General features: G+C 45.2%; 12 protein-coding genes. 7 read left to right on the top strand and 5 right to left on the bottom strand.

The features are described from left to right. Positions 1–4: 4 nt before the first annotated feature. Entirely contained in the window at positions 5–1,174 is a 1,170-nt protein-coding gene (locus tag SGI98_10580) for an NAD(P)/FAD-dependent oxidoreductase (protein MDZ4743847.1), read from the bottom strand. Positions 1,175–1,283: 109 nt separating this feature from the next. Here SGI98_10580 and SGI98_10575 point away from each other — a divergent pair, with 109 nt between their 5' ends. Genes SGI98_10575 through SGI98_10555 form a run of 5 tightly spaced genes read left to right on the top strand, consistent with a single transcriptional unit; the run spans position 1,284 to position 9,199 of the window. Next, on the top strand, positions 1,284–2,471 hold the full coding sequence (locus tag SGI98_10575; protein ID MDZ4743846.1) for a hypothetical protein: 1,188 nt from the start codon (positions 1,284–1,286) through the stop codon (positions 2,469–2,471). A gap of 19 nt (positions 2,472–2,490) precedes the next feature. Next, positions 2,491–4,191, top strand: coding sequence for an N-acetylmuramoyl-L-alanine amidase (locus SGI98_10570; protein MDZ4743845.1), 1,701 nt, complete (start codon positions 2,491–2,493; stop codon positions 4,189–4,191). A gap of 12 nt (positions 4,192–4,203) precedes the next feature. Further along, entirely contained in the window at positions 4,204–5,004 is an 801-nt protein-coding gene (gene murI, locus SGI98_10565; protein MDZ4743844.1) for a glutamate racemase, read from the top strand. A 34-nt stretch (positions 5,005–5,038) separates the two neighbouring features. Then, positions 5,039–6,823 carry a DUF4340 domain-containing protein gene (locus tag SGI98_10560; GenBank protein MDZ4743843.1) on the top strand — a complete coding sequence of 595 codons (1,785 nt, stop codon included), beginning with the start codon at positions 5,039–5,041 and terminating at the stop codon, positions 6,821–6,823. A gap of 54 nt (positions 6,824–6,877) precedes the next feature. Next, the gene (locus tag SGI98_10555) at positions 6,878–9,199 is read left to right on the top strand and encodes an AsmA-like C-terminal region-containing protein (protein ID MDZ4743842.1); all 2,322 of its coding nucleotides are present in this window, start codon (positions 6,878–6,880) and stop codon (positions 9,197–9,199) included. Between the two features lie 66 nt (positions 9,200–9,265). Here the strand turns inward: SGI98_10555 and SGI98_10550 are convergent, their stop codons facing one another. Then, a complete protein-coding gene (locus SGI98_10550; protein MDZ4743841.1) occupies positions 9,266–9,868 on the bottom strand; it encodes a sigma factor-like helix-turn-helix DNA-binding protein in 603 nt (200 codons plus the stop codon). 210 nt (positions 9,869–10,078) lie between these two features. Here SGI98_10550 and SGI98_10545 point away from each other — a divergent pair, with 210 nt between their 5' ends. Further along, positions 10,079–11,455, top strand: a complete 1,377-nt coding sequence (locus tag SGI98_10545) for an FAD-linked oxidase C-terminal domain-containing protein (GenBank protein MDZ4743840.1) — start codon at positions 10,079–10,081, stop codon at positions 11,453–11,455. A gap of 14 nt (positions 11,456–11,469) precedes the next feature. After that, positions 11,470–12,819 (top strand): (Fe-S)-binding protein, encoded by a 1,350-nt coding sequence (locus SGI98_10540; GenBank protein MDZ4743839.1) that lies wholly within the window; start codon positions 11,470–11,472, stop codon positions 12,817–12,819. Between the two features lie 24 nt (positions 12,820–12,843). Here SGI98_10540 and recF read toward each other — a convergent pair whose 3' ends face one another. The 3 genes from recF to SGI98_10525 are packed head-to-tail and all read right to left on the bottom strand — an operon-like array spanning position 12,844 to position 15,872. Further along, positions 12,844–13,890, bottom strand: coding sequence for a DNA replication and repair protein RecF (gene recF / locus SGI98_10535; GenBank protein ID MDZ4743838.1), 1,047 nt, complete (start codon positions 13,888–13,890; stop codon positions 12,844–12,846). Between the two features lie 54 nt (positions 13,891–13,944). Then, a complete protein-coding gene (locus SGI98_10530) occupies positions 13,945–14,904 on the bottom strand; it encodes a hypothetical protein (GenBank protein MDZ4743837.1) in 960 nt (319 codons plus the stop codon). Continuing rightward, positions 14,901–15,872: an NAD(P)-dependent oxidoreductase gene (locus tag SGI98_10525; protein ID MDZ4743836.1), complete on the bottom strand. Its 972-nt coding sequence runs from the start codon at positions 15,870–15,872 to the stop codon at positions 14,901–14,903. Before SGI98_10525 ends, SGI98_10530 begins: the two co-directional genes overlap by 4 nt. Positions 15,873–15,878 lie beyond the last annotated feature (6 nt).

Genomic DNA, 15,878 nt, shown 5'->3' with positions numbered 1-15,878 from the left:
GAATTTAACACACCTGTCCTGCGCAAAAACCACTGGACCATGCCCACTGGAAATTATATCCACCAAGCCAACCGGTGACATCGACGCATTCGCCGATAAAAAAGAGCCCGGACAATTTGCGCGACTCTAAGGTTTTCTGGTTGATATCACGGGTATCCACTCCACCAATGGTTACCTCGGCTGTAACGTAACCCTCTGAGCCATCAGGCCGTACAGGCCATTTTTTCAGGGTCGCAGCAATTTGTGCGCGTTCCTTCGAGTTATACTGTTTGAGCGGGCGCAAGGGACCGAATTCCAAGGCAAATTGTCCGGCAAAACGGGAAGGCAGTTTCTGTGAAAGTAAATTGTCCATGCGGATATCACGTGCTTTGGCATCTTCGAGTAAATCCACGGCATTTTGATCCGGCATCAGGTCAATCGAAAGTTCCTCCCCCGTCTGCCAAAAGGAGGAGATTTGTAAAATCGACGGGCCACTTAATCCTCGGTGGGTAAAAAGAAGATTCTCCCGGAAGGTTTTCCCTGCGCAATTTGCTTCCACATCCACGGATACACCGCTTAAACCCGAACAAAACGAGCGCATCCGGCCTTGGAAAGTCAGCGGTACAAGTCCCGCCCTCGTTTCGACCAGCCGGTGACCAAATTGCTCGGCGATCCGGTAGGCAAAATCCGTGGCACCGATTTTCGGCAGGGAAAGGCCACCACAGGCGATTACGCAGGTTTCAGCAGAAACCGTTCCTCGTGAAGTATCCACCCGAAACCGATCTCCCTTGCTCATCGCCGCAACATGGACACCATAGATCACTCGTACCCCGGCTTCCGCGCATTCACTCAGGAGTAAATCCAGAATCTCCCGTGCGCTCGTATCACAGAATTGTTGGCCAAGTTTTTTTTCATGGTAGCCGATCCCATGTGCCTCAACCAGCTTGAGAAAGTCAGTGGGTGTATATCGGGCAAGGGCTGAACGGCAAAAGTCAGGATTTTGGGAGAGATAATTCCCCGGACCGGCATTAAGATTGGTGAAATTACACCGGCCTCCACCAGAAATCAGGATTTTTTTGCCGGCACTTTGGTTGTGTTCCAGCACAAGGACTTTTCTCCCGCGTTTGCCTGCTTCTATCGCACACATTAAACCGGCAGCCCCCGCTCCGATGATCACGACCTCAGGCTGTAAAATTTCTTCCATGGACGGACTATATTCGTGACTCAAGCGATCAAGGCAAGAGTGAATTTTTGTTTTAATAAGGTCTTTTCAATCACCTCGGGGGTGTTTAGTTTAGTGCCCAATGAAATCCAAACGTTGGATAATAGCCCTGATCCTTGGGCTCTGCGCCTGTCTCGTGGCCAGCGTCGTGACATACACACGATTGCTGGAAAAAGTCGATTTGTCCTTGGCAGAAATCTACGCATCATATTCCGGAAAAGCTAAAGCCAACGATCAAATTGTCCTGATCCCTGTGGAGGATAACCGTTTGAATCTCAGTCTCCTCATGAGGGCGCTCTCCCGGCGGCCACCCCGCCTGACTATCCTAAACTATGACTTGAATACTTCTGACGAAAATACCGGGATGTTCGACATTCGTCTTGCCGAGGCAATGGATTATGCGGGAAATGTGATTGTTCCCCTGACTCCCACCCTTGAATCCCATGGCCAAACAAATACGAACAGCTTTCCATCATTCTTGCCCCACTTCGTTAATGTTACGGGAGCACTTCATGATTTACCTGAAATAAAAATCGAAAAAGCACCCGCCTCGATATTCATCAAGTGTGCGACATACAGCATTGGCCCCTTAAATAATGAAAATGGATTACGGGTAAATCTGATTTATAACTGCCAGAATAGGGTGGTTCCATCAATCGAACTAGAAGCCCTGATTATCCATGACCGCATTTTTGAAAGGCTCGTACGCATCCAAAGCGGATCACAGATTGATTGGATAGCACTCGAAAAAACAAGGAAGATAAATATTGACATGCATGGCGGATTCTACCTGAAAAGATTTCCGCAAGATGTTGAATTCAATACTGTTATGTATGATGAGCTCATGACAGAATATACCACTTCGGGTGAAAGTGGGCTGGAAACACCGAAATTGAATGCGCTTATGGAAAAAATAGTGATCGTTTTCAACCCTCAGGGTGTCTCAAGAGACAGTGCTCTAAAAATGGGTGCTGTTATTTCGAGTATTATGAATATGGATTATCTCATTGAAAAACGGGGTTGGGGCATTTACTTACTCGGATTTGTCACGAGTGTGGGACTGGCCTTTGCTTTACTCTATTTTCCGCTTGAGCTACATTCGATTCCCATCTTTTGTCTCCTTTTCCTGATTGGAATAGGGTATTTCCTATTCCGTTTAGGTTATTATATTCCCATTAGTGGCATCCTAGCAGGTTGCACGTCCATCTATTTATCCTGCATTATGTTACGCAAGGATATCATCTCCGGGAAAATCGACGAACTCTTCTAGTCGCGATTATTATCTAATAATGAGACCTTTTCCCTTGCCTAACCATCACCATTTCGGCAATTTTTCTATACCAATGTTCAGTCGCAAGTTCCTTTTCACAATTATCTTTTGTTTATTATGCCTGAGTAGCGTTTCTGCGCTAGCCCAGTGGCAAGTTGTAAAATACAAAAATCGTGAATATGTGACCATGAGAAGTTTTTGTGATTTCTATGGTTTGCGTTACGAACCACTTGCCGAAAGAAGCACGACTATTCTCCACGGCCAGAGGGGGCGAATTAAATTATCCTTGGAGTCAAAGGATGCGGAAATAAACGGGGTCAAATATACTCTCTCATTCCCGATTAGTTCTAATGGAAATGATTTTATCATTGCGAAGACTGACGTTAATGCCCTTTTTGAACCAATTTTGAGGCCCCATAAGGTGAGGAGAAAGGAACGGGCGACCACAGTGATCATTGATGCCGGGCATGGAGGCAGTGACTCAGGTGCCATTGGACGCATCGGCACAGAAAAGCAATTCACTATGGATACAGCTTTCCGACTGAAAAGAATACTTGAAAAACTGGGATATCGAACCTATCTGACGAGGACAACCGATACATTTATCCCTCTGGATAGGAGGACCCGGGCTGGAGCGGGAAAAGGAAATACTATTTTTGTCAGTATCCACTTTAATAAAGGACAATCGCGTGCATCTGGTATTGAAACATTCGCTTTGGCCCCACGCGGTTCACCCTCGACAGGCACAGATCAAGTAAGAGTTGCCGATTTTCAGGGTCAGTCTGGAAACCGTACTGATGAACAAAATATCATTTTAGCTACGGCTGTTCATCGCGCGACAATGAAAAACACAAATACAATTGACCGTGGAGTAAAAAGAGCCCGTTTCTGGGTACTCAGATATAACACCATTCCTGCCATTTTGGTAGAAGGCGGATTCCTATCAAATCCTCAAGAAGCCAGAAATATTAGCCGTGAATCCTATCGTGAAACCTTTGCAAGATCTATTGCGGAGGGGATTATTGCCTATAACCGTCTTATGGAAGGTGGAGGAAATAACTTGCCTGAAATCAGGCAAGATACAGTAAGAAATAATGATGACGAAGAAACGAAACCATCTAAGAAGCCAGTCATTGATGTAGCTCCTGAATCATCTCCTGATGAACCAAAGGAAAAACCCAAACAAGCCCCTCAGAAAAACTCTACGCCAAACAAACAGATGGGGCGTGGATTAACTTCCAAACAAGCAGTCAAACCCGAACCAGTCACTGAGCGAGAGCCATCCCTAGAAGCTGAAGTGATAGTCAAAACACCAGAACCTCAGAAGGAAACTAATCCTACCCCTTCCAAAAAGGAAAAAGAAGAAAGCAAGCTCCCACCCAAAAAGGTAGAAACCCCTGAGCCCCCTAAAAAACAAAAAGAAAAATCGGCTAAATCCCAGGAAACAACGGCACCAAAAAACAACGCTCCAGCCAAAAACAATGTACCATCTGCAGAAGCGGATACGCCCCCTGTAAAAACACTGACACCCCAAACTCCCACATCTAAAGATGAAGTGGTTGTAATCGAGCAAAAGGACATTGTTATCGTCTCTCAGCCCGATGAAACATCTGGTCAACGCTCACAAAATATTCCAACTGAAATATCTGTCTCAAAACTCTTAGAAATGGCTACAAATTCACCACCTGCAAAAACAGGCGATAAACCTGCCGGAAATTAGCTCATACTGATTATGAATGCAAAAAATCCCATTGGTGTATTTGACTCTGGTATTGGGGGCTTGACTGTCGTCAAGGCTTTGAGGGAAGTGTTGCCCTATGAGGATTTTATTTATCTGGGGGATACTGCCCGTGTTCCTTATGGAAATAAAACGGCGGATACTGTCACCCGTTTTTCGCACGAGGTATGCAGATTCTTAATTTCCCATAATGTTAAAATGATTGTCGTAGCCTGTAATACTGCTTCCGCGCTTTCCTTACCCCTCCTAGAAAAGGATTTTCCCATCCCTATCTTGGGTATGATCTCCTCAGGGGCCGATGCTGCCCTTCAAGATTCAACGGCAAAACATATTGGTATCATTGGAACGTCTGCGACAATAGAATCAGGTGCCTATACTGCTGCCATCAGGGCTAAAGCACCTTTTGTCCGTGTGAGCTCAAAAGCCTGTCCTTTACTGGTACCACTCGTCGAAGAAGGATGGCTGGAACACAAAATCACATTGGAAATACTCAGAGAATACCTGGATCCCATGCTACAGGATAACATCGACTCCCTCGTTTTAGGATGCACACATTATCCTTTGTTAAAGTCATTGATCAGCCAAGTAGTGAACGAAAAAGTACGGCTTGTGGATTCAGCTGAAGCAAGTGCAAAAGCCACTGTATCACTGTTGGAAAAGTTCCATTTATCAAATCCTGATCATACCCCCGGGCGTACAGCCCTGTTTGTCACGGATCTCCCCCGGAAAATAGACCATGTCGTGGAATCTTTTCTGGGAATTCAGGCTATTGAAACACTCAAAGTCTGCCTTTGAAATATCCATTTAAAAATCGAGGTAAAGTAATCACATGAAAGTTCGTAATACACTTATACTTTTAATCGTCTTGTCCATTCTGGGTGGTTTTATTTGGTTCAAGGAAAGGCATGGGAACACTTATCAACAACGATCAGATGCTGACGAGAAGATATATGATTTTACTCCTACTAACGTAGTCGAGTTAGTAATTCTCAATGCTGAGGGGGCTATTGTCGCCAAAAAGGAAAAGGATCAATGGAGCATTGTGGAGCCGCTGGAAACAAAAGCAGACCAGTTTGAGATTGATACGATTATCCAATCACTGAACTCAATAAATTTTCAAAGAAAAATCAAATTTTCTGATATTAATCCCGATACATTGGACAAGGAATACCACCTGAAAAAACCTACTCATATTCTGAGCTGGTCAACACCCGATCAACGGTATTCCTTGCGCTTAGGTGCTGATACTCCCATGGGTAATGGTTTGTTTGTTCAAAAAGAAGAAAATGCTGATGTCTATATTATCCCTCAATATGCAAGGGAAACTCTTGCCCGTGATTTAAGCCATTTGCGGGACAGGAGTATTTTCCCCTTTCAAGCTAAATCCGTCCAACAAGTAGATATCAGGAGTTTGTCTCCTACAAATCTTTATCAAATTCAATTCACCTTCACTAATAATATTCCCCGGATCACTAAGCCGATCGATGCACGGGCTGCCACCGATAAAGTCACTGACCTGACGTTGTTTCTTACTGATGCCCGTGCCATGGATTTTATTGCCGAAGGTTCCGCAGACCTTAAAAACTATGGATTAAGTGAACCCGATATGGAAGTCTCGATCCGCTCTTCAGAATCAGACAAGCCCCAGACACTTTTGATCGGACAACCAGTTCCCAATACACCCCAGAAATATTACGCGAAACTCAAAGATTCCAACAGCGTGATTACCATTACAGCAGAATTGTTTAAGGAATTAACAAAACCGCTCGCAGAATACCGTGATAAACATTTAATTGACCGATATTCTAATGAATTGAATTCATTAGTTATCCAGTCTGGCAGCAAGAAGGTCGTATTGCTCAAAAAAGATAATGAATGGAAGATCGATGATGCAGAAGGGTCACCGGCCGACACAGCAATCATCATACAACTTCTGGACACCTTAATGAAATCGCAAATTTCCCAATATGTATCCGATGCCCCTGAATCCCTCAAGACTTTTGGATTAGAACCTGCCCTCCACAGTTTGTCACTCAACGCAAATACAGATAATGCCCCCACAAACTCCCCGGCAACAATCAGATTTGATTTCGGTAAAACCGATAAAGGTGGTGTTTATGTTAAACGCTCCGATGAAATATTCATTTACCGGGTAAATCCAGATATTATCAATTTCCTGAATCCAGATCCTAGTTTTTATCTGAATCATATCGCGGTGAGTATCGAGCCAGATACAATCACCGGATTGGAAGTCATTAAAAACGGGAAAAGTTATGCCATTGTCTCCAAGGATCCGACGAGCCAAAGTTGGCTTCTGGCAGGTAATAACCAAGGAGTCATTAGTAATGAAAGGTTATCCACACTCTTGAGCGCCGTACAAAATCTGCGGGCAATCTCAGTCAATAAATATACAAATCTGCCTAAAGACCTTTTAAATCCCGCATTGGAACTCATCATCTCCTTGAATGACGGTAAAAAGATAAAGCTATCATTCGGAAAACAAGATAAAAAACTCGGGCGCCCAATGACTGTGGAAGGACAAAAGTATATCTATTATATCGATGAAAGCATTTTCCAACTCATTGAAAAAGAACTAACAACAACAAAGACATAAACTGACCCGATGCCACTCAAAAGGACTATTAAATCCCTGATATTACGGGGGACCATGATGATATCGCGTTCAACTTTATTGTTGATATCGATCATCGTCATCCTTGTCCTTTGTTATCTCTATTTTGCCGGATTTCCTCCGGGAATCACTAATAAACTCCAGTCCGCGCTTGCCGAGCACGGCATGCAAGCCAGAATCAGCAAGCTTTATCTTAACCCACTTAGAGGTTTGATCGCAGAAGATGTATACTTTCTGGATCCACTCACAGGCAGGACCTTAACCAGCGTCTCAGAGGTTCAATTATCATTTTCCATTTGGCGTTTAATAAAAAGAGAGAACCCCGTTACATCTTTGGAAGCTAAAAATGTCGAACTCAGCTTTCCAATAGACCCCGAGCATCCCTCTGAAGGGGTTTTCTCGATCACAGACACCCATGCTATCGGACATTTCACTGGTAAAAACACCTTAGTCATTGATTCACTCAATGGTATCGCCGCCGGTGTACGATTCAATCTGGAAGCCAAGCTCATCCTCAACCCCCTTCCCTTTAAAAAGAAGGTTCTCTCTGAAGAAGATAAAAAATCACGTCTAATCCTCCGAAAAAAAATCTTTGGCATACTTAAACAGATAAAATTCAACCATGAACCGGATCTGAAAGTGATTGTTTCCGGTGATTTATCAAATATCCATTCATGGAAAGCCGAGGCAGTCCTGCGTGCAAATAATTTAATACTTCAAAATGTCAATATCGACTCTGTTGATTTTCTGCTCAAACTCCAAGATTCAGTCCTTACATTGGAAAAGTTTTCATTTTCGACATCCTCAGGATCTTTTTCTGCAACAGGCTATAAACATCTCGAAGAGCCTTATGCTCAATTAAACGTAGTCAGCGACTTTGATTTTACTCTGTTCTCTTTTGAGTTAAATCCTCACCTCAAACGGGTGCTCAGCTCGTTCGAGTTTTTCCAACGCCCTCAATTCAGCCTCACGGCAACACAAAGTGGAAGTCAAATCGGTAATTGGAGTGTCTATGGCCGTTTAGGATTTACGTCTTTTACTTATGCAGGCACCTATTTTGAAAAGTTAGATATCCCGTTTGCACTGCAGAATGGTGAACTCCTCATCCCCCAGTTTTTCCTGAAAGACTCATTTGGTGAAACCAAGGCGAAAATCCTTTATAATCTCGCATCTACTGAGCTCACGGGGGAACTGCAGGGAGCGATTAACCCGCTGAATTTTGTGAATTTGGTGCCTGAAAATTATCAAAAATACTTCATGATGTTCACAAAGGTAAACACGCCATTATTACTCGATGTAAAGGCAGCAGGCACCACCCAGAAAGACCCTAGCTTCAAAATTTCGGGAACTGCTATTATTAAAAATTGCTATTTAGTCAACCAATCCTTCCAACAAATCTCCACTGATCTTGATATTTCGGGGGGCAAATTGCGTTGTTATAACGCGCTTGTGGTGAGGAAAGAAGGACGGGGAAATGGGGAAATAATTTACACATTCAAAGACCAACTCCTCCAGATCATCAACTTTAAATCCCAACTCTACCCCCTACCGATCGCTACAGTCCTCGGGCCTAAGTCTGTTGATGCTGTAAAACCCTATATTTTTCACCAACCACCCCAAGCGACTGTCAATGGTTATGTCGATTACGTAACAGGTGACAAAACGGATGTTCTGATTTCGATCAATGGGCAAAAAATCGATTATCCGATGACAAAAGCAACTTTAAAATTTGACCGGATCCAGACAAAACTTCGGATCACCCAAGGAAAATGCCAGCTCACCGGGTTCAAAAGCGATATCTATAAAGGTACTCTAGAGGGAAATGCTAATTTCAAATTTATCCCCGGTCAGGACACGATCTTTGACATGGATATGACAATTAAATCAATGAGTTTCCAGCTTTTGAATATGGCCCTTTTTAATTATGGAAAATCCACCGGCTCGCTGAATGCCCATGGAAAATTCAATGGGGGGCTCGGTAATTGGGCAAAAGTCGATGGCAAAGGGCACATGGATGTCACCAATGGAAACCTGGTTAGCCTGCCATTTCTCGGACCTCTATCCACCCTAGCCGATGCCGTCATCCCCGGTTTCGCTTCCTTACAAGCGAATAAGGCCACCTGTGATTTCACCATGGAAAATGGGGTCGTAAAAACAGACCAACTCGATATGAGTGGCGGTGGGTGGGCCCTGATTTGCAGCGGATTCTACGACATCCCTCAGGATCATCTCAAAATGGATGCACGCATCAATGTCCGAGGGATTTTTGGAGCGATTACATTCCTCATGAGCAAGCTCTTTGAATATGAAGCTGACGGGACCTTTACCAACCCAAAGTGGAAATCAAAAAATTTCTAGTTCCCCCGTAAAGGCTTCAGTCTAAAAAAAATCCCGCCTACAGGCGGGATCTGTGTGGAGAATAACTTAATCTTGGTTTGGACTATCTGCGACTGCCATAATAAAATCAATATAACGGCCAATGGCATCATCAAATTGTGGAGCATCGGGCTGTCTTAATTTTTCAATAAAATCGGTCACATAAGGCCCATAAATACGATATACATATTGAAGGTTCTTATTTTCACGTTGGCGGACACGTTCGCGGGTAATATCTTTGATTTGTCCAATGGCGGCCAGTGTATGTTTACGGGGAATACCCAAACCATAACGGAAAACCATCACTTCGGATTCATCCTTCTCTAGGGTATTAATTAATTGGTTGGCAAATTCCTTTGGATCTTGAGGGATAATCCCGTCATTAAAGTGATAATTCAATAAACTAGCCTTGTCCCTTAGGGTCCGGATTTCATGGAGAATTGCGGACACTGTGCGTAAACCTATTCCCTGCTGTAAAAGAAGGTTAGAAGGAGGAAAATTCAAAAATTGATCGATATTATGTGCATTTGAACGGTGCATTTTCCCCAAGGAACCCGGAGTAATAAAAAGGAGTGAAAGGGAAATTTGGCGCACTTCTTGCGGAATTTCGCCTTCAATTTGTAAAACCTGCAGAGCTGTTTCTTTTAACATAATATGTGTGTCAGTTAATTTTTGGATAAAGTTCACATAATTTAACAATACTTCAAGGTTTATTTTCTATTTTCACCATGGATTATAAATTTTAACTTTTTCATTGCTGCCCTGTCCTTAAAGATAAAAAGGTGAATAATGGTACTAAACTCTATATTGAGAGAGATATCTAAGCTTGCTGCCTTTTCATGGATTGTTACAATCCTCCCAATGAATGCCTCTACCCTTGAGAAAATTTCGACCATACTGGGTGCCGAAAATGTCTTAACAAAAAAAGAAGACCTCATCCCCTATTCATTTGACGGAACTGCCGTACTCAACCAATACCCGGGATGTGTAGTTTTTGCCTCAACACGGGCGCAAGTCAGTGAAATCCTTGCCTTAGCAAATACCGAAAAAATCCCTGTTGTCACACGTGGATCAGGAACCGGTTTAAGTGGCGGAAGCATCCCCGTGAGTGAATGTATCGTTCTTTGCACCGTTAAATTTAACCAAGTGCTGGAGGTAGACACTAAAAACCTCACGATGATGGTCGAGCCAGGGGTCATTACACTCAAAATAGCCGAAGAAGCAGACAAAGTAGGATTATTTTATCCACCGGATCCCGGTTCCATGAAAATCTCCACAATCGGGGGGAATGTCGCGGAAAACTCAGGTGGCCTGCGTGGACTCAAATACGGGGTGACCCGGGATTATGTGATGGGCTTAGAAGTGGTCCTCCCCACTGGGGAAATCATCTGGATGGGTAATAAATGCGTGAAAGATGTCGCTGGTTATTCCCTGAAAGATATTTTTATTGGCAGCGAAGGCACCCTCGGGGTCATCACCAAAGTCTTGCTCAAGCTGATTCCAAAACCCCAGACGAAAAAAACTATGCTGGCTGTTTTTAATCGGATGGACCAAGCCGCTGAAACTGTTTCTGCCATCATTGAAAACAAAATCATTCCTTGCACCTTGGAGTTCTTAGATAACATCACGATTCGATGTGTCGAAGATTACGCTAAAATCGGGCTCCCGGTGAATGCGGAAGCCATCCTACTCATGGAAACGGACGGTCATCCTGCCGCTGTCGATGATGAAGCCCGGAAAATGACTCAAATCGCGCAGTCCCGGGGGGCTCAAGAGGTCATTCTCGCCAAAGACACTGATGAAGCCAATAGACTGACAGCCGCCCGACGTACAGCCTTTAGTGCCTTAGCCCGGATGAGGCCTACTACGATCCTTGAGGACGCTACTGTCCCCCGGAGTGAGTTATCCAAAATGGTTAATTTCATCCAAGACATCGCCAAACGTTACAACCTCCAGATCGGTACATTCGGTCACATGGGCGATGGCAATTTGCACCCGACCTTCCTTACTGATGAAAAAGACCACGAGGAAATGGAAAAAATCGAAAAAGCAATGGTCGAGATATTTCATTATGCCGTCAAACTCGGTGGGACAATCACCGGGGAACACGGGGTCGGCTTGGCAAAAAAACCTTTCTTAGAAGATGCCGTCGGCGAACTCAATGTCCGTGTGATGAAACATCTCAAGGCTGCCTTTGACCCGAATAACATATTAAACCCTGGAAAAATGTTCGATTAATACGAGATCATCCCATGTCTGCCGCCCACAGTGAAAATTATCTCAAAGGCTTAGACTATTCCGTCGTACAACAATGTATGCACTGCGGAATGTGCCTGCCGACTTGTCCGACTTATGAGGCGACACTGCTCGAAAAGCACAGCCCGCGCGGTCGTATCTCCCTGATGCGCGCTGTTGCCGACGGCCGACTGGATGTCAATGAGGCTTTCGGCGATGAAATGTATTTCTGCCTCGGATGCCTCGCCTGCCAGACAGCCTGCCCGGCCGGGGTGAATTACACCGAGCTTTTCGAGATGGCCCGCGCGGAGATCGAACGCACCAAAGTCCTCGATAATCCTATCCGTGATTTTGTCCGTAGCATGACGGTCAAATTCCTCTTCATGCGCCCATGGTCACTCAAGCTTTTAGGACGCCTCCTCTGGATTTACCAAGTCACCGGATTACAAACCTTTGTCCGAAAAACAGGACTGATGGCCCTCGCCCCGCGCAAATTGCGTGAACTTGAACCCCTCACCCCTGAAATTAAAGCCTCCTTCTCTGATGATTTAATCCATGAGCATGAGCGCCCCCTGAAAACACGTCATAAAGTCGGCATGCTCACCGGTTGTGTCCAGGACTTGATCTACTCCGATATCAACCGCGATACCGTAGACGTGCTCTTGGCTAATGATTGTGAAGTGATCACTCCCCGGGACCAACATTGCTGCGGCTCGCTCCATGGCCATAATGGCGAATGGGAACTCGCCAAACAACTTGCCCGTAAAAATATCGATTCCTTTCCGCTTGGTGAACTTGACGCGATCATCACAAATGCTGGTGGGTGTGGCTCACACCTGAAGCATTACGACCATTTGCTCGAAGACGATCCTGCCTATGCGGAAAAAGCCAAGGAATGGTCGCGTAAAGTCAAAGACATCAGCGAATGGTTGGTCGAAATCGATTTACGTATCCCCCACGCCTCCCTGGATCTCGATGGACCGGTGACTTATCACGAATCCTGCCACCTTTGCCATGGACAAAAAATCACTGCCCAGCCGCGCAAATTGCTCAAAAGTATTCCCGGACTGGAACTTAAGGAATTGCCGGAATCGAATTGGTGTTGCGGAAGTGCGGGCGTCTATAATATCACCCAGCCAGAAATGTCCGCCAAGCTGCTCGAGCGCAAACTTCGCCATATAGAAAGCACTGGAGCCACAATTGTCGCATCGGGGAACCCCGGATGTAATGTCCAGCTCAGTGCTGGGATGCGCAAATGCGGTAAAGAAACTAAAATCATGCATCCCGTGAGTCTTCTAGCCGAGGCTTACCGCCGCGGTAATTATCTGACAGAAACACTCTCACGAAATCCCCTCTCAAAAAAATAAGTGAGGGAGAAATTTCTTTAAAAATTATTGTTTGATAATCTGGAATTTCTTGATGTCAGCTACTCCAGCAGCACTCCAAGATTCTTCTGTGGCAGTCAGGAGAACCTGTGCCCCTTGATTTCCAAGCTCAATCAAGCGATTACGCCGTCCCTCATCAAGCTCACCCATGACATCATCCAAAAGGATTACTGGCCATGAACCGTGTAAGCCCTTGAGTAAATCCACTTGGGCAAGCCGCAACGCCAAAGCAACACTCCGCTGCTGGCCTTCACTGGCAAACTGGGTAACAGAACGCCCATCCAGCGTTAAAATCATATCATCGAGTTGAGCCCCGGCAAGGGTCTGGCGGAAACGACGTTCCTCACCGGACAACCGTATAAATTTCGCCCCCACATCTCCTTCACCAGTATCGAGATAAGCCAATTGCAAATCCTCCTTCCCGTCAGAGATTTTCCGGTGAGCCAGCCTCGCAAGAGGAGAGAGTTTTCGCATCCATTCCTGGCGGGCCCGGGCAATTTTGCCTGATGCATGGGCAAATTGGCCAGTAATAGTAGAAAAGAGTTCTTGATTCATTTTATCAACGCCCTTTTTTAAGAGCAAATTGCGTGAACGCAGGAGCTTCTTAAACTCCAGTAACTCCTTCGCATGGCCGGGTTGTTGACCAGCGACGATAGAATCCAGAAATTTCCGTCTCACGACTCCTCCAGCTTTGGCAATCTGATTATCCTCCGTGGTAAATGGAACTGTCTGGAGCAATTTGCGCCATGCGCTACGGTCATCGACTTTTTTCCGGTCGAGCAAGCACGTGCGTCCTTCCTTTGAAAATGACACACGCAAGGAATGATCCCCCAGTTTTGCGGCGACCAAGGCCGATGGACAGCCATGCCGGATCAACTCCAAAGGTTTTGAGGTCCTAAAGCTGCTAAATACCGAAAGGTAATGTACCGCCTCCAAAATAGAAGTTTTACCTTGAGCATTAGCCCCCAAGAAAATATTAAACCCCGGGGACAAGTCCACAAGGAACTCCCCGTGGCAGCGAAAATCGCGGATGAGTAGTTTAGCAATTTGCACAGGCTTGTATAATCTATCGATGACTGGCCCGACAGGAAGAATAAAAACAAATCACTAACGGTATAACCAGAGGGCCAAGAGGTTAAAGAAAACTGCTAGATTCCAGTAAAGTAAGGCGACTTCGACATGGGAATACCCTGATTTGATCATACGCTGGTATAGATGCGCATTATGGGCGTGAAATATATTTTCCCGTTTGAGGACTCTTTTAACCAGCGTGAAGCCTGAATCGATGATAAAAGGGGACCAAATCAGCATTAATAATACCGGATTAAGCTGGCCAACCATCATTCCTTGAGCCGCAGGCAGGGAAACCAGTGCCAGTGAAAAACCTAAAACGAGGGAACCACAATCGCCCATAAACGTTTTTGCCCGTGGAAAATTAAACGGCAGAAAACCCAATGCAGAAAGCCCGATAATCAGACATAGGACAATCGCCCAGACTTGCCCGGACTGGAAACACCAAAACCCCGAGAATATACTGATGATCACGGCGGTACCTCCAGCAAGGCCATTTGATCCGTCCATGAAATTAAAAAAATTCGTCATTCCGACCAACCAAAAAAATGTCAGGGGGATACCCAAAAATCCGACTTTGAACTGTAGGAACCCCGGCAGTATGACCGAATCAAAATGGAATACGTAAATAGCCACATAAATGGAAACGGCCATTTGCGCCATGAGCTTCAAAAGGGCTGGAAGCTTATGGTTGTCACCACCCTTTGAGGATATCCAATCATCTAAAAGTCCGGCTGCCGCCAAAACCATGATCGAAGAAATACAATAAATAATCTTCATATCCTGATTCAAAAACCATGACACCATAAGAGCGAGTAAGACGGCAAACCCGATACCAACGCCACCTAAACGGGGAATCCTCCCCTGATGCATTGTCCGTTCATTCGGCGAGGCATGGATTTTTACCAAATGAGCAATGCTGATACTGGCCCGTGTCGCAAAAAACGAACAAACAATCGAACATAAGGCGATAATAATGTAATCACCCTGATTCATATTGTTTTATCAAAAACCCTTTTAATGCCCTCTTCAGTGGTGTAGGGCATCTGCAAGCCCATCGCGGTGAGTTCATCCGGATCATGGACGGTTTCCGTAAGCCAACTCCTAATCAACCTGAAATAACGACTGGTCTTTTGATTGTAAAAGTATTTTTCCCCAAACCCGAGCATCGCCCACCAAAAATCGTTATTAAGAATCCTCATGGGGGGGCGAACCCTCGCGGCGGCGGCTATCCACCGGACAATTTGGCTGACTGGATATGCAGCTCCATCACTGAGAGTAAGTTTCCGGACGGCCACGCCCTCTCCGGGAACCTGTAATAAATAAATAAGAATCGCCACTAAATTCTCGACGGAACAAAGCGATTTACGCTGTTCACCGGACCCGATGAATTTGAATTTTTTTTGTGCGACTTGAGCAAAAAGCTCACCAAGATTGGCGACATTACCCCGGCCATACACAGGCGCGGCCCTCAGAATAATTAGCTCGACCCCATTATCTTTAGCCCATTTTTCAAGCGATTTTTCTGCTTGGGCTTTACTCCGGGCGTATGTCCAAGAGAAACTACTTTTATCAATATCGTCTAACTTCTCCCATTCAGAAACCTTCACAGAACTCAGATAAATAAATCGTTTGGGTGGCGAGGCCGATAAAGCCTTAATCAAATGATTCATCCCGGAAATATTCACCGCATCAATATAAGCCATTTCAGCGGCATCAAGCTCGCGGGCATGATGGTAAACGGCCATATGGATCACGGAGTCACAGGGACCAATTTCATTCTGCCATGCCCCTTGACGGCTAATATCCCCGTGAACCACCAATGTATGGCCAGAGGGTAACTGGCGGAAAGCCCCCGCTGTACGACTGGTTAAAAGCACCGTTTCAAAGTCCTCGGGGATAAAGGGAAGTAAATGACTCCCGATAAACCCGCTCCCCCCGGTGATTAATAGTCTGGATGCCATGCGAGA

The organism is Verrucomicrobiota bacterium (assembly GCA_034440155.1).
Lineage (GTDB): Bacteria > Verrucomicrobiota > Verrucomicrobiia > JAWXBN01 > JAWXBN01 > JAWXBN01.
The sequence above is the reverse complement of the archived record's forward strand: the minus strand, read 5'-3'. Positions and strand labels throughout refer to the sequence as shown.